19 protein-coding genes and 2 pseudogenes are annotated in these 20,483 nt (G+C 30.6%); 7 read left to right on the top strand and 14 right to left on the bottom strand.

What is annotated here, in order from left to right; all coding sequences use genetic code 11:
* Positions 1-160: 160 nt before the first annotated feature.
* Positions 161-370: pseudogene (locus AAHN00_RS14800) on the bottom strand (transposase); the annotation flags it as partial.
* A gap of 89 nt (positions 371-459) precedes the next feature.
* On the opposite strand from AAHN00_RS14800, the gene AAHN00_RS14795 reads away from it, so the two are divergent.
* Entirely contained in the window at positions 460-1,722 is a 1,263-nt protein-coding gene (locus AAHN00_RS14795; protein ID WP_342270914.1) for an IS256 family transposase, read from the top strand.
* Between the two features lie 11 nt (positions 1,723-1,733).
* Here the strand turns inward: AAHN00_RS14795 and AAHN00_RS14790 are convergent, their stop codons facing one another.
* The gene (locus tag AAHN00_RS14790) at positions 1,734-2,099 is read right to left on the bottom strand and encodes a transposase (RefSeq protein ID WP_342272703.1); all 366 of its coding nucleotides are present in this window, start codon (positions 2,097-2,099) and stop codon (positions 1,734-1,736) included.
* Between the two features lie 73 nt (positions 2,100-2,172).
* Here AAHN00_RS14790 and AAHN00_RS14785 point away from each other — a divergent pair, with 73 nt between their 5' ends.
* Entirely contained in the window at positions 2,173-3,153 is a 981-nt protein-coding gene (locus AAHN00_RS14785; RefSeq protein ID WP_342271025.1) for a transposase, read from the top strand.
* On the opposite strand, the gene AAHN00_RS14780 is transcribed toward AAHN00_RS14785, so the two are convergent.
* The gene (locus AAHN00_RS14780) at positions 3,130-3,495 is read right to left on the bottom strand and encodes a hypothetical protein (RefSeq protein WP_342271723.1); all 366 of its coding nucleotides are present in this window, start codon (positions 3,493-3,495) and stop codon (positions 3,130-3,132) included. The two genes, AAHN00_RS14785 and AAHN00_RS14780, sit on opposite strands and share 24 nt — an antisense overlap.
* A 188-nt stretch (positions 3,496-3,683) precedes the next feature.
* Here AAHN00_RS14780 and AAHN00_RS14775 point away from each other — a divergent pair, with 188 nt between their 5' ends.
* The 3 genes from AAHN00_RS14775 to AAHN00_RS14765 all read left to right on the top strand — a co-directional run bounded on the left by AAHN00_RS14775 (position 3,684) and on the right by AAHN00_RS14765 (position 7,596).
* Entirely contained in the window at positions 3,684-5,120 is a 1,437-nt protein-coding gene (locus AAHN00_RS14775; RefSeq protein ID WP_342271722.1) for a DUF4158 domain-containing protein, read from the top strand.
* A gap of 54 nt (positions 5,121-5,174) precedes the next feature.
* Positions 5,175-6,245 (top strand): Tn3 family transposase, encoded by a 1,071-nt coding sequence (locus AAHN00_RS14770; protein ID WP_342272702.1) that lies wholly within the window; start codon positions 5,175-5,177, stop codon positions 6,243-6,245.
* Positions 6,246-6,333: 88 nt separating this feature from the next.
* Positions 6,334-7,596, top strand: coding sequence for an IS256 family transposase (locus tag AAHN00_RS14765; RefSeq protein WP_342270914.1), 1,263 nt, complete (start codon positions 6,334-6,336; stop codon positions 7,594-7,596).
* 303 nt (positions 7,597-7,899) lie between these two features.
* Here the strand turns inward: AAHN00_RS14765 and AAHN00_RS14760 are convergent.
* From AAHN00_RS14760 to AAHN00_RS14735, 6 genes and pseudogenes are all read right to left on the bottom strand, one after another.
* A pseudogene (locus AAHN00_RS14760) lies at positions 7,900-9,456 on the bottom strand (methyltransferase regulatory domain-containing protein); the annotation flags it as partial.
* Positions 9,457-9,601: 145 nt separating this feature from the next.
* Complete coding sequence (locus tag AAHN00_RS14755; RefSeq protein ID WP_342271721.1) at positions 9,602-10,279, bottom strand: porin family protein; 678 nt, start codon at positions 10,277-10,279, stop codon at positions 9,602-9,604.
* Positions 10,280-10,965: 686 nt separating this feature from the next.
* Positions 10,966-11,856, bottom strand: coding sequence for an IS982 family transposase (locus AAHN00_RS14750; protein WP_250310582.1), 891 nt, complete (start codon positions 11,854-11,856; stop codon positions 10,966-10,968).
* Between the two features lie 234 nt (positions 11,857-12,090).
* Positions 12,091-12,231: a hypothetical protein gene (locus tag AAHN00_RS14745; protein ID WP_342271720.1), complete on the bottom strand. Its 141-nt coding sequence runs from the start codon at positions 12,229-12,231 to the stop codon at positions 12,091-12,093.
* Positions 12,232-12,486: 255 nt separating this feature from the next.
* The gene (locus AAHN00_RS14740; protein WP_342271719.1) at positions 12,487-13,281 is read right to left on the bottom strand and encodes a class I SAM-dependent DNA methyltransferase; all 795 of its coding nucleotides are present in this window, start codon (positions 13,279-13,281) and stop codon (positions 12,487-12,489) included.
* Between the two features lie 131 nt (positions 13,282-13,412).
* Positions 13,413-13,682, bottom strand: coding sequence for a hypothetical protein (locus AAHN00_RS14735; protein ID WP_342271718.1), 270 nt, complete (start codon positions 13,680-13,682; stop codon positions 13,413-13,415).
* 418 nt (positions 13,683-14,100) lie between these two features.
* On the opposite strand from AAHN00_RS14735, the gene AAHN00_RS14730 reads away from it, so the two are divergent.
* Complete coding sequence (locus AAHN00_RS14730; RefSeq protein WP_342270912.1) at positions 14,101-15,285, top strand: IS3 family transposase; 1,185 nt, start codon at positions 14,101-14,103, stop codon at positions 15,283-15,285.
* A 25-nt stretch (positions 15,286-15,310) separates the two neighbouring features.
* On the opposite strand, the gene AAHN00_RS14725 is transcribed toward AAHN00_RS14730, so the two are convergent.
* On the bottom strand, positions 15,311-16,318 hold the full coding sequence (locus tag AAHN00_RS14725) for a hypothetical protein (RefSeq protein WP_342271717.1): 1,008 nt from the start codon (positions 16,316-16,318) through the stop codon (positions 15,311-15,313).
* 380 nt (positions 16,319-16,698) lie between these two features.
* Here AAHN00_RS14725 and AAHN00_RS14720 point away from each other — a divergent pair, with 380 nt between their 5' ends.
* The gene (locus tag AAHN00_RS14720; protein WP_342271716.1) at positions 16,699-17,574 is read left to right on the top strand and encodes an IS982 family transposase; all 876 of its coding nucleotides are present in this window, start codon (positions 16,699-16,701) and stop codon (positions 17,572-17,574) included.
* 127 nt (positions 17,575-17,701) lie between these two features.
* Here AAHN00_RS14720 and cysQ read toward each other — a convergent pair whose 3' ends face one another.
* The 4 genes from cysQ to AAHN00_RS14700 all read right to left on the bottom strand — a co-directional run bounded on the left by cysQ (position 17,702) and on the right by AAHN00_RS14700 (position 20,434).
* Positions 17,702-18,463 (bottom strand): 3'(2'),5'-bisphosphate nucleotidase CysQ, encoded by a 762-nt coding sequence (gene cysQ, locus AAHN00_RS14715; RefSeq protein WP_342271715.1) that lies wholly within the window; start codon positions 18,461-18,463, stop codon positions 17,702-17,704.
* Positions 18,460-18,606, bottom strand: a complete 147-nt coding sequence (locus tag AAHN00_RS14710; protein WP_342271580.1) for a hypothetical protein — start codon at positions 18,604-18,606, stop codon at positions 18,460-18,462. Before AAHN00_RS14710 ends, cysQ begins: the two co-directional genes overlap by 4 nt.
* 114 nt (positions 18,607-18,720) lie before the next feature.
* Complete coding sequence (locus tag AAHN00_RS14705; protein WP_342271714.1) at positions 18,721-19,554, bottom strand: DUF2608 domain-containing protein; 834 nt, start codon at positions 19,552-19,554, stop codon at positions 18,721-18,723.
* Positions 19,538-20,434 (bottom strand): DUF2608 domain-containing protein, encoded by an 897-nt coding sequence (locus AAHN00_RS14700; RefSeq protein ID WP_342271713.1) that lies wholly within the window; start codon positions 20,432-20,434, stop codon positions 19,538-19,540. Before AAHN00_RS14700 ends, AAHN00_RS14705 begins: the two co-directional genes overlap by 17 nt.
* Positions 20,435-20,483 lie beyond the last annotated feature (49 nt).

Genomic DNA, 20,483 nt, shown 5'->3' with positions numbered 1-20,483 from the left:
CAGTTTTAATGGGTACAAACCTCATACTAGGTCTTGCACGGACCAGTGTTAAGGTAGCTGCGATGAGCCGCCACATTTAATGCAAAGTTTCAACTTTTTAAGTTCCTAAAAGAATATTGTTGACACTTTTTAGTATTTATATTAAAAGATATAGCTTACGTCAATTGGGGATAAGGATATTGTGAACATGTAGATTAAAATCAAATTTTGTTGAAGGTTTATTTTTCTTTAATGAGTAAGCAACAAGAGTAGATAATATATGGACAAAGGCATTTATTGGTGATCTATGTCTAGTATGTTCAAGGTTCATTTTATTTTTTAGATAATCAAAAACTGTTTCAATTAAGTTACGTTTTCGAAGTAAGATTTTTTGAGTCTGTCCTATAGTTTGTGTAAGTTGCAAAGAAAGCAGTAAGAGATTACTGTAAAAAAAGTAACTTAAGCAAGCAAGGAGGAATTATGGCTAAAAAATTAGATACAGATAAAGATACATTAGACATCAGTAATCAGCTAGTAGAAGAATTATTATCAAAAGCAGATCCATCGGAGTTATTTGGTCGAGATGGTTTATTTCAACAGCTAAAGAAGCAAATAGTTGAGAAAATATTAGCAAGTGAGTTGGATCATGAATTAGGATATTCAAAACATAGCAAGATGCCAAAAGTAGATAATAATCGTCGTAATGGTAGCTATGAGAAGACAGTAATTGATGGGGATGGTCGTAAGCTGACAGTAGAAGTACCAAGAGATCGGGAAGGAGAGTATAATCCTCAATTAATACCAAAAGGGCTGAGGAGATTTAATGGATTTGATGAGAAAGTGATATCCCTTTATGGTCGCGGTATGACAGTCAGCGAGATCCGAGGGCATTTAGAAGAAATATATCAAACTGATGTATCTGGTGACTTGATATCCACCATAACAGATGGGGTGATAGAAGAAGTAACTAGGTGGCAAAATCGTTGTTTAGATAGGGTGTATCCAATATTATACTTGGACTGTATCTATGTAAAATCTAGAGACAATCACATAGTAATAAATAAAGCAGTATATTTAGCACTTGCTGTAAATATAGAAGGGAAAAAGGAGTTACTTGGCATTTGGATAGGCAAAAATGAAGGTGCTAAATTTTGGATGCAAGTAGTTACTGAGTTAAAGAATCGAGGAATTGAACAAATTTATGTTGCTTGTGTGGATGGTTTAAAGGGCTTTCCAGAAGCTATAAGCAGTGTATTCCCGAGTACTATAGTACAATTATGTATTGTACATATGGTTCGCAATTCAGTAAAGTATGTGTCATATAAAGATTTAAAAGAGGTCACATCAGATCTAAAACAAATTTATACAGCTAATAATGACGAAATGGCACGTTTAAAACTTCAGCAATTTGGTGTAAAATGGGATAAAAAATATCCGGTAATTTCTGATATTTGGCAACGTAATTGGTCTGGGATAATACCGTTTTTTGCCTTTCCTGAAGAGATCAGAAAGGTAATTTATACTACTAACACTATAGAATCTGTAAATCGTCAAATTAGAAAAATTATCAAAAATAAGGGGGTGTTTCCAGATGATAAGTCAATTCAAAAAATAATATTTTTATCCCTACAAAATGCAGCCAAAAAATGGACCATGCCTATTAAAGATTGGTCTTTAGCTTTAAATCAATTTGAAATACTTTGTGGAGATTTTAAATATGATTTATTGGAAAATAAAAAATGAACTTACACAAATTAAATGATTGACTCGATTTTTTCTTTCAAATCCATTAATTTATTTTCCATATTCTTCTTAATTCCATGAATCATTTTTAAGCCTCTTTCATATAAATTTAAGAACAAATTTTGCTTAATATAACCTTTATCAGCTGCTATAATTCCAGTTAATCTTTTTGTTAACTCCGGTACTGGAACCCTATCATCTACATTGCCTTTGGTCACTTTTAATGCCATAAACTCCCCTTTATTATTGATTATTACATGTAATTTAAAACCATAAAAATACCCCATAGAGGATTTACTATGTTTGGCTAATCCTTTAAAAACTTTATTGCTATAACGCCTTTTATTGTGACAAGCTTTAATCGTTGTAGAGTCAATAAAATAAATACCTCAGGAGTTTCGCACTTAGCAAAAAATATGTTAATCTAGCAAGAAAGAGTTTTAGTTAAGCATGGCAAGATCAAAATGTAGCAAAGACTTATATAAATCATTTTTACAAGCAAGTAGCGTAAGATATAGTGGTAAAGCATTATCTGAAGTAAGTCCAATAAACCTATCTCATGATAGTGCAAGTCGATGGTTAAATAGTAAGGATTTCCGCCCTAGCGGGATCTACAGAGAAGTGTCAAAATATATTGATAGGGAAGCTTCTTGTTTATTAGTGGGAGATGACACGTTATTGTCAAAGCAATACAGTAAGAAAATTGAGCTTGTACATTATCAATATTCTGGAGCTGTACATGATGTTATACCTGGTATAGGGATGGTCAACTTACTGCATTACAATGCTAAAACTGATCAATCTACCCCTGTAGATTATAGAATATATGATAAAGAAACTGATGGAAAAACAAAGAATGAGCATTTTTGTGATATGCTTACTTTAGCTAAGGAAAGAGGGATCAATCCTGATGCAGTAGTAATGGATGCGTGGTATAGCGGTTTGGAGAATTTGAAACATATACGTAATTTAGGTTGGACATGGGTTAGTAACCTAAGAAAAAATAGAAAAGTTAATCATAATGTTAGCTTAGAAAGTTTAGAGATTCCTGATGAGGGACTAAAAATTCACCTACGTGGATACGGTTGGGTTACGGTATTTAAGTTTGTGGCAAAAAATGGTCGCATTGATTACATAACAACTAACTTAGAAAATCCAACACGTGAACAAATAGAGAAAATTGTTAAGGCACGGTGGTCTATAGAAGTTTATCATCGAGAATTAAAACAAACTTGTGGTATTGAACGCTGTCAGGCACGCACGGGTCGAGCTCAGAGAAATCATATTTGCCTTGCCGTATTTGCTTGGCTCGATATGAACAAAAGGAGGATAAATGAAAAAATTACTTTATATCAACAAACTTGGGAAGTTATAAAAACATCAATTCAGAACAACATTAGATGCCTTTTAGCTGATTCGCAATTTTGCTAACTGCGAAACTCCTGTACCTGTTTCCTCACCAAACAACAAATGAATCAACATATTTAGCGGTATGAATAATCGTGCCATTAATTCAACAAATCTATTATAACTCAAGGCTTTGGGAAAATCATCCTTATGCATGCACTCTATATAACTTTTATAGAAAAATTTAAAATTCTTAGCATAGGATGTATGAAACATAATTATTATTGTTAACATTTCACTTAGACTCATGCTACAACAGCGATTTCTTTGCTTATTTGATGGTAATAACTTTCTCTGTTCATACTCCAAATAAATTTTACAAAAATCATCTATAAAACTATATAATTCTGTGATATCTTTTTTCATGCCTGTAGTTTGTTTTTTTGTTTAAAAATATAAATACTGCAGGCACTCCTTTTTGACAATCCTTTTATCTATTACTATTTCATCTATATCTTATCCCGAACTGACGTAGCTTATAATATTTAATTATAGGTAGTATTGTTCGTAAATAGTACCGACATTAGGGATTATAGGAACATACAAAATAATATATGTCAAATTTACTATCATTAGAAGATTTTAATCTATGCAACACAAAAACTGGTAAAATCAATCAACTAGCTTTTGGAGTAATGTTAATTTATTTTCAGTCTCACATTAAATTCCCTGCAGCAGAAGAAAAACCAATATCATTAAAATTAATATCAGCCATTGCTTCAGAGTTGGATATTGAAGAGTCTATTCTTTCAAAATTTAATTGGAGCGGTAGAACAGCCGAAAGATATCATCAGGATATTAGAAAATATCTGGGATATCGCCAAGCAAATAATAATGATGTTTTAATATTTACAGAATATCTAACAAATAATATTCTACCTCATTATCTATCTAATGAATTATTAATGGAGCAGACTAGGTTATTTTTTGACCAAAATAAAATTGTACTATTCAAGAAAAAACAGTTGGATCGTTATGTTGCTTCAGCACAGCATCAATTTGAACAAAAACTTTTTGAAAAGATATTTAAAAGTTTAAGTCAAGATAACTGTTATTTGATTGACCAAATCCTTGAACAAAACGAACAGTCAAAGAATGGTATTATAGAATTATCAGAGTTGAAAAATGATATACCCGGGGTTAGGCTAAAAAATGTTAATTTTGCTTTGGATAAGATCGCTTTATTAAAACAAATTACTTTGTCTAAATCGATTGTAGATTTAGTAGATAGAAAATTACTGCTGAAATATTATGATCGTATCATGGCTTTATCGCCTAGTAATATTTTAGAGTTTAGCCCTGTGGCAAAATATGCGACTATGGCAATATTCTGTTATATAAGATTGCAGCTAATATTAGATAGTTTAGCTGATACATTAATTAAGCTTATAAAACGTATGCGTTCTAGTTCTGAAAAATACGTAGATAACTATATTGTAAAGGAGGTTAAGCGTGTTGATGGAAAATTTGATATTCTAGAGAAATTAGCATCTTTATCAATTAACAATCCTAAAAGTACAATTGAAGATAAGATTTACCCTGAAGTTTCTAAAGAAAAACTAGAAGCAATAATTACTAATTTACAGCAACGCGGTAAATGGTATCAACAACAGGTACGAAATAAGATTCATTTAAAGTATGCGTATGGAAGTAGAACCACACTACTACCAATACTACAAACTTTTCAGTTAAAAGAAGATCACTCTAGTTATCAACCGATTTTAAAAGCTGTTGAATTTATTAATAAGTACTGGAATGAATCAGACTCAGAGTATTATGAAACGGAGCCGCCTATTGAAGGTATAATACCTACAAATTGGCATCCAATGGTTGTTCAAGTAGATAAAGATGTGATTAAAGTTAATAAATATAACTATGAGCTTGCCGTTTTAGAAGAATTGAAGCGTTTTTTAAACTTCAAAGCAATATGGATTAAAAGAAGTTATCGATATAGAAATCCTGAAGAAGATATACCAAAAGATTTTGAATAAAAAAAGCAATAATATTATCAAGAACTTGGTCTACCTTTAGATGATAAGGAGTTTATTACAAAGTTACAAAATGCCTTAGAAAGGGGTTTAGAAAATCTAAATAGCAAAATACCTAATAATAATCTTGTTAAAATCAAGACAAGTACTGTTGGGAAGAATATTACTATTACCCCATCAGAAGCACAAAAAGATCCAAATAACATCATTGCACTACAAAAGGAAATTACAGGTAGGTGGTCAAGTATAAACCTTATTGATATTTTAAAAGAAACTGATCTACTTACCAATTTTACACAGCAAATGGAAACTATTGCTAAAAGTAGTAGTATTGAACCGTCAGGCCTTAGAAAAAGACTTTTATTGTGTTTATATGGTATAGGTAGCAATACAGGATTGAAGAGAATAAGTATTGCCAATGGTGATGTTAATTACAGCGATTTACGTTATATTAAGAAGAGGTATATTAATGCTACAAATGTTAGAAACTCTATTCGTCTAATTATTAACAATATTCTCAAAATACGTAATCCAGATATTTGGGGAGAAACAACAACATCAGTAGCATGCGATTCAACAAAGATAAGTAGTTGGGATCAAAATCTTATTAATGAGTGGCATCACCGTTATCAAGGTCGAGGAGTAATGATTTATTGGCATGTTGATAAGAAATCATTATGTATTTATTCACAATTAAAAAGTTGTTCATCTTCAGAAGTAGGATCAATGATTAAAGGTATAATTGATCATGATACAGAGATGAACATGAACAGAGTATTTGTTGATACTCATGGTCAAAGTGGGATAGGTTTTGCTATTAGCTACTTACTTGATTTTGATTTACTACCTAGATTAAAAGCAATAAATAAACAAAAACTTTATGGGGTTGCATCTGGAGATAAATGGAAATACCAATATATTTCTGAAATAATTAAAGGTGGTATCAATTGGAAATTAATTGAGGAGAATTACAATGAAGTTGTTAAACATCTTGTAGCATTAAAATTGGGTATTGTAGAACCTGATGTACTAGTAAAACGTTTTAGTAATAATAATTACGAACATCCTGTATATAGAACTTTGTTAGAAATTGGTAAAGCAAATAAAAGTATTTTTCTATGTAAATGAGGAGTCTGTCCTATAGTTTGTGTAAGTTGCAAAGAAAGCAGTAAGAGATTACTGTAAAAAAAGTAACTTAAGCAAGCAAGGAGGAATTATGGCTAAAAAATTAGATACAGATAAAGATACATTAGACATCAGTAATCAGCTAGTAGAAGAATTATTATCAAAAGCAGATCCATCGGAGTTATTTGGTCGAGATGGTTTATTTCAACAGCTAAAGAAGCAAATAGTTGAGAAAATATTAGCAAGTGAGTTGGATCATGAATTAGGATATTCAAAACATAGCAAGATGCCAAAAGTAGATAATAATCGTCGTAATGGTAGCTATGAGAAGACAGTAATTGATGGGGATGGTCGTAAGCTGACAGTAGAAGTACCAAGAGATCGGGAAGGAGAGTATAATCCTCAATTAATACCAAAAGGGCTGAGGAGATTTAATGGATTTGATGAGAAAGTGATATCCCTTTATGGTCGCGGTATGACAGTCAGCGAGATCCGAGGGCATTTAGAAGAAATATATCAAACTGATGTATCTGGTGACTTGATATCCACCATAACAGATGGGGTGATAGAAGAAGTAACTAGGTGGCAAAATCGTTGTTTAGATAGGGTGTATCCAATATTATACTTGGACTGTATCTATGTAAAATCTAGAGACAATCACATAGTAATAAATAAAGCAGTATATTTAGCACTTGCTGTAAATATAGAAGGGAAAAAGGAGTTACTTGGCATTTGGATAGGCAAAAATGAAGGTGCTAAATTTTGGATGCAAGTAGTTACTGAGTTAAAGAATCGAGGAATTGAACAAATTTATGTTGCTTGTGTGGATGGTTTAAAGGGCTTTCCAGAAGCTATAAGCAGTGTATTCCCGAGTACTATAGTACAATTATGTATTGTACATATGGTTCGCAATTCAGTAAAGTATGTGTCATATAAAGATTTAAAAGAGGTCACATCAGATCTAAAACAAATTTATACAGCTAATAATGACGAAATGGCACGTTTAAAACTTCAGCAATTTGGTGTAAAATGGGATAAAAAATATCCGGTAATTTCTGATATTTGGCAACGTAATTGGTCTGGGATAATACCGTTTTTTGCCTTTCCTGAAGAGATCAGAAAGGTAATTTATACTACTAACACTATAGAATCTGTAAATCGTCAAATTAGAAAAATTATCAAAAATAAGGGGGTGTTTCCAGATGATAAGTCAATTCAAAAAATAATATTTTTATCCCTACAAAATGCAGCCAAAAAATGGACCATGCCTATTAAAGATTGGTCTTTAGCTTTAAATCAATTTGAAATACTTTGTGGAGATTTTAAATATGATTTATTGGAAAATAAAAAATGAACTTACACAAATTAAATGATTGACTCCTATAGGTTTGAATTTACGATGTATTGCCAATCATTTACACATCATGCCTAACTCTACATAAAAAAATTATCATTAAAAAACTTGCTAAACGATTAAAAAAAATCGTTAACAATAAGCTCATGTAAAAATTTTACTAAAACAGAAATTTTTCAATAAAATTGAAAACAATTTTTAATTTTAGTGCAAATATTAGAATTTTTTTTGTAAAAATTTTATTCAATCATAGATTATGGGGGGCTTTAAATATTTTTGGCGGACGGACTATATATCTTATCTTTAAATCAGCAGAGCATTAGTCACGAATCTAGTTAGTGTAGGTTGCAAGAATGTTTCTAATTCTTTACTGACTTCATCAATATTATCTATTTTTTTACCGTCACGGCTTAATGTCATCTCACCAGAATTAATATGCTGCATGACAGATTCAATTATTTGCTTATTATCATGCTTACCGTCCATATATTGCAGAGCAAATTTTTCAAAAAGGTTAATAGCTACCACCTCATGTCTTTGGTTTGTTACCCACATATTGGGTGTATGAGCTACCTGATATGCGATCAGCTTTGATGCTTTAGGTTTATTAAGATCTACTTCTTTTCGAGTTGCCTGTAACGTTATATTAATATATCCTTGCAATACTAATTTCATGGCATTAGCTAAGAACTCAGCCTTTATTTCATTCAATTTTGTTCCATGTAATTTTTTATTGCTACTCACGGCAATTTTATCAAAACTCATTGGATTATTGATATTCTCAGAGAAAGTATAGAGTATTGCTTTCATATAAGGAGAAGATGTTGATAAACTACTATACTTATTACCATTATAATAAAACTTCTCTGTTTCAAGTGAATTAAGATCTATATCAACAAGAGGCTTTTCTGGTACTATATTAAATGTCATATTAAATTTATTAATATCCTCATTATTGATAGATCTATTTAATTTAACACTATTATGGCAAAGTAAGGTTGATCTAAATCGACGATTGGTAATGAAATCCATATATTGTTCGGTTCTAACAATATCATTTATCGCTTGTAATTTTTCCACCACTTTTGCCGGCATATTTCCTAAATATATGCTAGCTATACTACAATCAGACAGATATTGTAGATTATTTTTTTTAGCCTCATCCATAAATTCATGAAAATAATATTGTACATTATCTTCTTCTAGATGGTCATGACGCAAATAATGGTCATTTTGTTTGGCAAGCAAACTGGCTTCAGATTTTAACACTTGAGCATAAGGAGAGTCGGAAGTTTCCAAGCTATCCTTAACAAATTCAAGTAACAATCTAGATTGAGCAATTTTATCTTGAATATTATTAAATGTATTTGAGTGATAAAGCATCATATCTCTTATGGTACGAACCATATTCCAACCAGGTAGTGTATTATAACTAATATACGCGATTCCATTCTCTGATAAATTTTTACTACTTACTTCAAAAATCTTATCCTGAACAAATTTTGGTACCCAAGAGATTACTCCATGAGTAATTATGTAATCAAATTTACCAAATGATTCATCAATATCTGTAATAGAACAATGTCGGAATTCTATATTTTTAAGAGCTAATCCTTCTTTATGTTTATTAGCCTCATCTATTTGCACTTTAGATAGATCAACTCCAACAAAATGTGCTTTAGGATAATTAACAGCATGAGGTATTAAATTCCCGCCTGCAGCACATCCTAGCTCTAGAATTCGTGCAGTTTCAATTGCTGTTGGTTTCATCCCAAATAAAACAGCAAGTGTCCGTAGGTGATATGGATTGGTTAAGGCGTACGGATAACTTTCGTAAGGCACTTCATCGTATGTATTATGAGGTGCTGAGGTGAGTTCTAAATTAGTGGTCATATATTCTCCATAACGTAAAACAAAACAAGGATAACACCGTATTTTGTTGTCAATTCTTTAAATTTTTACTACTATACACTAAAAAATTCAATACACTAATAGTCTTCTTGCATTAAATTGGTAACCTATAAGTAAACCCTATACCAAATTCTCCAACCCCTATGGTCTTTTTAATAGGAGGGGCTGGTATAAATTGCTGGGTTTTCATATCCAAAGTAGCATAGTTAATCTTTATTGAATGAGCAGCTTGTAATTTTACTGCTGCATCAATGCTAAAATTTCTAGATAACTCCTTAGAAAATCCAAGACCCACTTGCCAAGCAAAACAATTACTACGAGTTGTTTTAATTTTAAAATACTCTACATTCATTAAATCCCAACGAGAAGAAGCCGAGTTAACTTTTACCCGTGCCACCCCAGCACCTAATATAACAAAAGGAGTTATTTCCTGCACTTTATCGAGATCATATACTAAATTAATCATATATATATTGGAAATTACCTTAGTGATCCCTGGAGTTTGTGGTATAATTAGAGAGGGAGCTAGTTCTTTTTGTGGTAAAACATAATGTAGTCGGTATTTTGGTTGGTGTGTTACCGAAAGCTCAATTGCCATTTGCGGATAGAAGCTGTAACCAATCTTACCGCTATACATATTAGACCTTTTTAAAGTAAAACCAATACCTGAACTATGACGAAACTTTTTCACTACTGGTTCTACTATACCAGCTTCAGTACCAATATAAAAAAATCTTTGATCAGCTGTAATCTCATCTGCCTGAGCATTCACAAAAACTAAGAAACATATATAAGTTGTAATAATATTTTTTGTAATTTAATCATTATAACTTTATACTTATTGAAAGCGTGGATTATATAATTATCTATAGGCAGGTCAATATAAAAATTTTTTTATTGTTGTATTTCCGTCTAATTTAGTTACTTCAAATGTTTATTTAATACTTCTTGTTTCATTTCTTTTGCATTTATTAAGAATTGTTTTGCTCGTTCAATTTTTTGTTCAATTTTACTATCTTTTTTATAATTCCTTAAAATATAGCTATTTAACTTGTTCGGGTCTTCAAGACCTTCGAATTCAGGATTATAGAGTTTTGAATTTAAGTTACCTTCTTCATCTTTATAAATATAAATTCCCTCACTTCCACGCCGATTTGAAAATTCATATCCATAAAATTCTTTTTCAATATCTTTTTCACCGCTATCAGCTAAAACAACTTTTTGAGAATAAGTTGTGATAAACTCAATAACAACCAGCTGAAGCTGGTGGGTTGATATCTAGACTGGAAGTCGCTATTACTCTAAAGAGATATTACTAATGCCTGTGCTATCTCTCTGATCCTAATTCTTATAAGTTACCCTGCAATACTTTTGTAGCGATATTTAGTGATCCAAACAACATGAAAGCGATGGTAAAATACAGTGTGGCTAGTCTTGTTATAATCTGTCATATATACGTCAATTCGGGATAAGGATATTGTGAACATGTAGATTAAAATCAAATTTTGTTGAAGGTTTATTTTTCTTTAATGAGTAAGCAACAAGAGTAGATAATATATGGACAAAGGCATTTATTGGTGATCTATGTCTAGTATGTTCAAGGTTCATTTTATTTTTTAGATAATCAAAAACTGTTTCAATTAAGTTACGTTTTCGAAGTAAGATTTTTTCTTTCAAATCCATTAATTTATTTTCCATATTCTTCTTAATTCCATGAATCATTTTTAAGCCTCTTTCATATAAATTTAAGAACAAATTTTGCTTAATATAACCTTTATCAGCTGCTATAATTCCAGTTAATCTTTTTGTTAACTCCGGTACTGGAACCCTATCATCTACATTGCCTTTGGTCACTTTTAATGCCATAAACTCCCCTTTATTATTGATTATTACATGTAATTTAAAACCATAAAAATACCCCATAGAGGATTTACTATGTTTGGCTAATCCTTTAAAAACTTTATTGCTATAACGCCTTTTATTGTGACAAGCTTTAATCGTTGTAGAGTCAATAAAATAAATACCTGTTTCCTCACCAAACAACAAATGAATCAACATATTTAGCGGTATGAATAATCGTGCCATTAATTCAACAAATCTATTATAACTCAAGGCTTTGGGAAAATCATCCTTATGCATGCACTCTATATAACTTTTATAGAAAAATTTAAAATTCTTAGCATAGGATGTATGAAACATAATTATTATTGTTAACATTTCACTTAGACTCATGCTACAACAGCGATTTCTTTGCTTATTTGATGGTAATAACTTTCTCTGTTCATACTCCAAATAAATTTTACAAAAATCATCTATAAAACTATATAATTCTGTGATATCTTTTTTCATGCCTGTAGTTTGTTTTTTTGTTTAAAAATATAAATACTGCAGGCACTCCTTTTTGACAATCCTTTTATCTATTACTATTTCATCTATATCTTATCCCGAACTGACGTATATATGATATTTTAATATACATAAGAGCAAGCTCTTCATGTATATTAAAATATCATATATTCAAGTTATAGTGAATTGAAATATTAGAACAAGGACTGAAGTCTTTCCCAGCTGAAGCTGGGGGTTTTAACCAAAAAGGTGACTATAAATCAGTTTTTGTTTTTCTAATTCAACAACCTCATTGTAAGAAAGAGAATTATACTCTTTAGTTAATACCCTTTGTTGTTCATTCTTTGTTGATTTATTTTGTAAAATATTTATAGTCACCTTTTTGGTTAAAACCCCCAGCTTCAGCTGGGAAAGACTTTAGTCCTTGTTCTAATATTTCAATTCACTATAACTTGAACATATGATATTTTAACAAGACTAGCCACACTGTATTTTACCATCGCTTTAATGTTGTTTGAATCACTAAATATCGCTATAAAATACTGCAGGGTAACCTAAGAGTTAGGATCAGAGAGATAATGCACAGGCGTTAGTAATATCTCTTTAGAGTAATAGCGACTTCCAGTCTAGATATCAACCCACCAGCTTCAGCTGGTTGTTATTGAGATAATCTTCAAAAGTTAAATCTTCATAAGTATTTCTTACATAAGTCGAAAAAGCGTTGTGAATTCCACCACAAATTACATCGTTAAAATTGGTAAAAAATCTGTTTACGATATGTTTTGTTTGAATAAATTCAGAGTATTGGCGTTTTTCTAAAAATAAGATGATTGTTTTTGTTCCTGTTGCCATGAACGCACTAGAACCGCTAGAAACAATCGCCTTAGTAGAGAAATTATCTAAAATAATTTCTCTTGCTTTTTCGTAAATACCACCATTTGTTAATATTGAAATTGGCAAAACAATACCTGCAACAGCACCATCTTTCATTAGCTGTTTTGTTCTTTCAATAAATAAGCATTCAATTTCTGATGATTTATCTGTTAAAGAATTAAACAATTCAAAAGTATCTTTTCCGTTCTTTACAGTATTTTTAAATCCACTTACTGAATAAGGTGGATTTGCTACAATTATATCAAAAACATTATTTTCTTTTCCTTTTTCTTTTTTGTAAAGTTTCCCTTTGTATTTATCGTTATCAAAAGGGGCTAGTCCATCAGCACAAATTACATTAGCATCTCCATCACCATTTAAAAAGGAGCTGACCTTAGAAATTTTTACGAGACGGTAGTCTTTTTCTATTGCATAAACATAATTTTTTGCCCATTTTAGATTTTTACTTTGACTATTAAAGTTATTAATCGCATTTCTGCCAGCTTTAATATCAGCGTCTTTTATTTGATTTACATAGATATCTATCTCATCCATTATTTCCGTTATAAAGTGTCCAGAGCCAGAGCCAGAGGCGTAGTCTAGGACATAAGGCAAGAAATCTATATCACTCTCTATTTTTTTATCTATTATTTGTTTAATAGGTAGAGATTTACAAATAAATCTTGTCAGAGGTATTGGTGTAAAAATTGTCCAGATTCTTGCTTAAAACCAGTATTAAGTAATAATTCAAAGAAATCTCCTAGATATTGATGTTTTTTTGAATATTTTATCTTAAACTTTTGTAGTAGTTTTACAACTTCCTTAACAATTTCAGCATTATCTATAAAAGTATCTTCGTCATATACGTCTTTAAACGCAAATTCTTGAGAGCTTCTGTAATATCTTAGCTTATAAAAAGTCTTTCTTAATTCTGCATTTTGAGTATGTTCAATCACTGCCTCAAATTCTGCACTACTAACATCTGGAACAATAATGTTGATATAATTACTTAATCCTTTCTTATAAAGATTATTTAATCGATCAAATAAACTTTCAAAATTATCATTTACTTTAAATTGGAAATCTAAATCTATGTTTATATCTATTGATTTCGTATCTTCATCTTGTATTTTGCAAATAAAAAGATTGAATATTTTATTAAAAGCATTAGGTTTACCCGAGACAATATGCCTCCTTAAAATTTCTGCAAATTGATGAAAAATTGTTTGACCATCAGCAAACTCTAAATCATCTAAATCACCATATGTAAGACCAATATTTTTAAATATAATGGACTGAAAAAATTAGACAAAGAAGCAGGTATTTTTGTTTCTCAATAAGTATAGAATAATAAATAAAATTAAAGAGAAACAAATGGGTAAAAAACAAATTAAAAATTTTAGTGCAGAAGCAAAAACTAAAATAGTATTAGAGATGTTAAAAGAAGAATCAACAATAGGTCAGTTATCGGTCAAATATGAAGTAACGGCTAAAACTATGCAAAACTGGAAACGACAATTTTTAGATAATGCGTCATTGGCATTTGAGCCAGCAAAAGCTGTTAGTGAGTACAAAGGGCAGATTAGTGAACTTAAGAATCAAAACGATGAACTTGCAAAAGCATTAGGTAAGGCTACAGTCGAGAGGGACTGGGCGGTGGGAAAGCTAAACAGCTTGGACTTATCAAATAAGAAAAGTCTTGTCGACCCCAAGCTGAGTACGTTAGCAAAGACAAGGCAATGTGAACTATTAAAGATAAGCAGATCTGGAGTATATTATAAAGCTAAAGTAATGAGCTTATATAATCTTGATATTTTAAATAGAATAGATGAAATATATACGGATAACCCTGAGTATGGTTATCGTTATATATACAAACAATTATTGGAAGACGGCTTTAATGTGGGCAGAGATAGGGTGCTTAAATATATGGGAATAATGGGTATAGAAGCTATTCATCCTCATAAAAAGCAATCTACTTCTGTGAAGGATGGTCAACATAAAATTTATAGCTATTTGCTTGAGCCGTACTGGCACAAATCAGGAACGAATAGAACTATTCATGTACCTTATGTTAATCAAGTGTGGAGTGGTGACATTACTTATATTAGAACTAACGGAGGATTTATGTATCTTGTGGCGATTATAGATTGGCATAGTAAGGCAATACTAAGTTATAAAGTATCTAATTCTATGGATGCATCACTTGTAACCGATGTATTAAAAGATGCACTGAATAAATACCCTGCACCACAAATATTCAATAGTGATCAGGGTAGTCAATATACTGGACATGAGCATACGGGAATTCTAAAAGAGAATAATATACAAATCTCAATGAACGGTAAGGGTAGAAGCATTGATAATATTGTGATTGAAAGATTTTTTAGAACTTTAAAATATAATTGTATATTTATAAATGATTTTAAAAATATCGCAGAACTTAAAGATGGTATTGATAAATACATGGATAAATATAACAATCAAAGATTCCATTCAAGTATTGGTTATAAAAAACCGATGAACGTGTATCTTGATTACTTACAAAATGCAGCTTAAAAATTATGTAAAATGGGAAACAAAATTAGTGAAAAATTTGTCTTGAAAAATCAGTCCAGTTTCTAATCCATATTGCTTTGAAGTTTAAAAAACGCTTCAATTCTTCTAAAACGGCAAGCTCATAGTTATATTTATTAACTTTAATCACATCTTTATCTACTTGAACAACCATTGGATGCCAATTTGTAGGTATTATACCTTCAATAGGCGGCTCCGTTTCATAATACTCTGAGTCTGATTCATTCCAGTACTTATTAATAAATTCAACAGCTTTTAAAATCGGTTGATAACTAGAGTGATCTTCTTTTAACTGAAAAGTTTGTAGTATTGGTAGTAGTGTGGTTCTACTTCCATACGCATACTTTAAATGAATCTTATTTTGTACCTGTTGTTGATACCATTTACCGCGTTGCTGTAAATCAGTAATTATTGCTTCTAGTTTTTCTTTAGAAACTTCAGGGTAAATCTTATCTTCAATTGTACTTTTAGGATTGTTAATTGATAAAGATGCTAATTTCTCTAGAATATCAAATTTTCCATCAACACGCTTAACCTCCTTTACAATATAGTTATCTACGTATTTTTCAGAACTAGAACGCATACGTTTTATAAGCTTAATTAATGTATCAGCTAAACTATCTAATATTAGCTGCAATCTTATATAACAGAATATTGCCATAGTCGCATATTTTGCCACAGGGCTAAACTCTAAAATATTACTAGGCGATAAAGCCATGATACGATCATAATATTTCAGCAGTAATTTTCTATCTACTAAATCTACAATCGATTTAGGCAAAGTAATTTGTTTTAATAAAGCGATCTTATCCAAAGCAAAATTAACATTTTTTAGCCTAACCCCGGGTATATCATTTTTCAACTCTGATAATTCTATAATACCATTCTTTGACTGTTCGTTTTGTTCAAGGATTTGGTCAATCAAATAACAGTTATCTTGACTTAAACTTTTAAATATCTTTTCAAAAAGTTTTTGTTCAAATTGATGTTGTGCTGAAGCAACATAACGATCCAACTGTTTTTTCTTGAATAGTACAATTTTATAGTCACCTTTTTGGTTAAAACCCCCAGCTTCAGCTGGGAAAGACTTCAGTCCTTGTTCTAATATTTCAATTCACTATAACTTGAATATATGATATTTTAATATACATGAAGAGCTTGCTCTTATGTATATTAAAATATCATATATGACAGATTATAACAAGACTAGCCACACTGTATTTTACCATCGCTTTCATGTTGTTTGGATCACTAAATATCGCTACAAAGTATTGCAGGGTAACTTATAAGAATTAGGATCAGAGAGATAGCACAGGCATTAGTAATATCTCTTTAGAGTAATAGCGACTTCCAGTCTAGATATCAACCCACCAGCTTCAGCTGGTTGTTATTGAGTTGGAGTATGAACAGAGAAAGTTATTACCATCAAATAAGCAAAGAAATCGCTGTTGTAGCATGAGTCTAAGTGAAATGTTAACAATAATAATTATGTTTCATACATCCTATGCTAAGAATTTTAAATTTTTCTATAAAAGTTATATAGAGTGCATGCATAAGGATGATTTTCCCAAAGCCTTGAGTTATAATAGATTTGTTGAATTAATGGCACGATTATTCATACCGCTAAATATGTTGATTCATTTGTTGTTTGGTGAGGAAACAGGTATTTATTTTATTGACTCTACAACGATTAAAGCTTGTCACAATAAAAGGCGTTATAGCAATAAAGTTTTTAAAGGATTAGCCAAACATAGTAAATCCTCTATGGGGTATTTTTATGGTTTTAAATTACATGTAATAATCAATAATAAAGGGGAGTTTATGGCATTAAAAGTGACCAAAGGCAATGTAGATGATAGGGTTCCAGTACCGGAGTTAACAAAAAGATTAACTGGAATTATAGCAGCTGATAAAGGTTATATTAAGCAAAATTTGTTCTTAAATTTATATGAAAGAGGCTTAAAAATGATTCATGGAATTAAGAAGAATATGGAAAATAAATTAATGGATTTGAAAGAAAAAATCTTACTTCGAAAACGTAACTTAATTGAAACAGTTTTTGATTATCTAAAAAATAAAATGAACCTTGAACATACTAGACATAGATCACCAATAAATGCCTTTGTCCATATATTATCTACTCTTGTTGCTTACTCATTAAAGAAAAATAAACCTTCAACAAAATTTGATTTTAATCTACATGTTCACAATATCCTTATCCCAAATTCACGTGTTATGTCATTCCCCTGCGTAAGCAGGAATCAAAAATGACCAAGATAGCTTGTGTTGAGTTATTTTAGCCCCCTACCTACGTAGGGGTGACATCACTCCTAATGGCGATGATTACTTGAGCCTACTATTAATTTATTACATCAATACTTGAGGTTATAAATCAATATCAAAATGAAGTAAAGATAGGGAAATATCGACTATAAGCATAGAAATGAGGATTTTGGAAGTTCTTCTTTTGATAAACTAATTCATTTCCATCTATATCCACAATATTTCCACCACTAGCTTTAATTAACGCATGTCCCGCTGCAATATCCCATTCCATAGTTGGACCAAACTTAGGATAAATATCCGCCTTCCCTTCTGCTACTAAACATAATTTAATTGAACTTGGTATAGTAACTATTTCAGTAATTAGATGTTTCTTTAGGAATTCCTTGATATCTGAATTTGACGAACGTGAGCTAACAACAGCCCTATAATGAGTTTTAGGTAAGGCATCGAAGTTTGTTTCTACGCCATTTTGTTCAATTCTTAAAGCATTATTAGCATCTGTATAATATAATTTCTGCACAGATGGTTGATAGATAAAACCAATAATAGGCATACCATTTTTTATCAATGCAATATTTACTGTATACGTATCCTCACCTTTTATATAACTTTTTGTACCATCAATCGGATCAATCAACCAAAATTGATTGTCATTCAGAGCAATTATATCTCTTTCTTCACAAACTACAGGAATATTAGGTGCTAGGTTCTTTAAACCATCATATATAAAGCTACTAATTTCCTTATCAGCATTTGTCACGGGAGAATTATCATCTTTATAAGAAACTATTAACCCTAAATCTCTTCTAATTAAAGCAATCCCACCAGCTTCAGTAATTAAACTTTTTAAAGACTTAATTAAATTAAGCATCATTTATTGTCCCACTTTGGGAGAAAAACCCCGCACTTGCAGTGCGTCGTTTCAACATAAATTTTAAATATCTTATCAAGAAAAGATAGGATATTTTTTAACAAAATCTTACACTTCACAGATATATTCTTTTTGTGTTGTGACACTTTCTAAATGAGCCATACACAAATAGTTTCTAACTTTTAAGTTAGTACATACATGAGGCATTCATGCCGTAATATTAAGCTCTGCACTTGCAGTGCAGAGTGGTTAACTATTCATTATTTGCTATTTGTTATAAATTGTTTAGCCTCATCATCTTCTAACCACTTTCCTGTTTTTAATAATATTTCCTGTTGAAATTTCACTATATCCTCCTGTGGAGTACCTTGTAATTCTGTAACGGCTAAATATTCTACCCCATAACAATCTAGATCAATTGTTCTTAGAAAATTATCTATGTTATCTAATTCACTTTTTTTATTCTCAAAGATTATAATGTTATTAGGTAAAATATTTGTGATACTCATAAACTCACGTAGTGCCTGAGCTTTATTTAGATAGTCAGTAAATATTATACCTTTATGAAAAATTGGTGACCGTTTATCAGTTTCATCAAATTTTAATATTTCTTTATTATTAATTTTATCAGTAAATTTAATACCGAGTCTACTTAGCTGCTCATATTGCCATTCCTCATAATTTTTAATCAGTCTACATGCTGGGTTAATTTTAGTAAACCCAAAAACCAAAGCCCCTGAACTTTTCAATTTATCGATAAATTTTGGCCAACTAGCTTCTACTAACATAACTTGTCTTTGCAATAGCAACTTAGCAATTATCTCATCCACATTAGGATGATATTTTGCCAAACTTGCCAGCTCTTCAACAAACCCTCTATAAGGATTAGCATAACGAAACATCTTAGACTTAGGCGTAACTATTGTATCATCAATATTGATTAGCACTAAGCTAGATGCATCAATTTTTTCAAGTAAATTTTTTACCGTAACAGAATCTATAGAATAAGTGGGAATAATTATTGCATAAGCTGTATATGGTAACATGATAAAAATTAACAATAATTTTAATAAAAAGTTATTTTTTATTATCATATGGATTTACACTCTCTTGATTCTTAACTTTGATTTTGTCATTGCTTCTCTTTACTGCATTTACCTTATTAACCAATTCATTAAGTGATTTTTTTAAATCACGAGAATTGAATATTGATTCTTTTTGGTCAGATAATTTATAATTATAGCCAATAAACATCACATTATCGTCATAATTTCTTAGTTGACTTTCCATTGCAGTCAACTCACTGGAATTTCCATCAACCATTATTAAAACTTTTGGCATAAACTTCACTTCTATTAAAAAATTTAATATCAACTGAAATGAAGCATTATTATTACTACTCAATATACCCTGATAAAACGTCGGATAAGTATTATCAAAAGGCTTCATATTATTAAAAATAAGATAATTATGTTGTGGGAAACTGTTGGACAAATCAATATTAAATTTCTTTAAATACTCAGCCTCCCATATTTCTAGTTTCTTTATATTGTTAAAGTTACCAGTTAAACCATGATCACTCAGAATTACGGGGCTACCTTTATCCATTATATTCTTTATAAAATTAGGCAAATTGACATCTAATAACTCATTTTTATACTCTGTAAGCAGTATTGTATCAAAATAAGCATCCTTTGAGGGTCTAACTGCTTTGAATATTTCATGTAGCTTAGATAATTCATTTTTATTCAATTGGATAATTGGGGGGAAAAATGATTTGAATATAACTTTTTCTCTACCCAAGACCACTAAGATATCTTTAGGGGAATAATTATTGCATAATTCTTCGTAGTCCTTATTTATTTGGTCTAAACTATTAACATCAATAATCTTACCGTTTGCTATTAAAGGTAGTAGCAATATTATGTAAGAGAGGAGTTTATATGTTTTAAATTTAATTTTTCTAATTAGCATAGAAATTGCTCTTATTTTTTGTTTATAACAAAAGTAGTTGGTCTACATC

Origin of the sequence: Candidatus Tisiphia endosymbiont of Parasteatoda lunata (assembly GCF_964030955.1) — a bacterium.
Taxonomy (GTDB): Bacteria; Pseudomonadota; Alphaproteobacteria; order Rickettsiales; family Rickettsiaceae; genus Tisiphia.
Note: the sequence above shows the minus strand (reverse complement) of the source record. Positions and strands in the feature narration are given on the sequence as shown.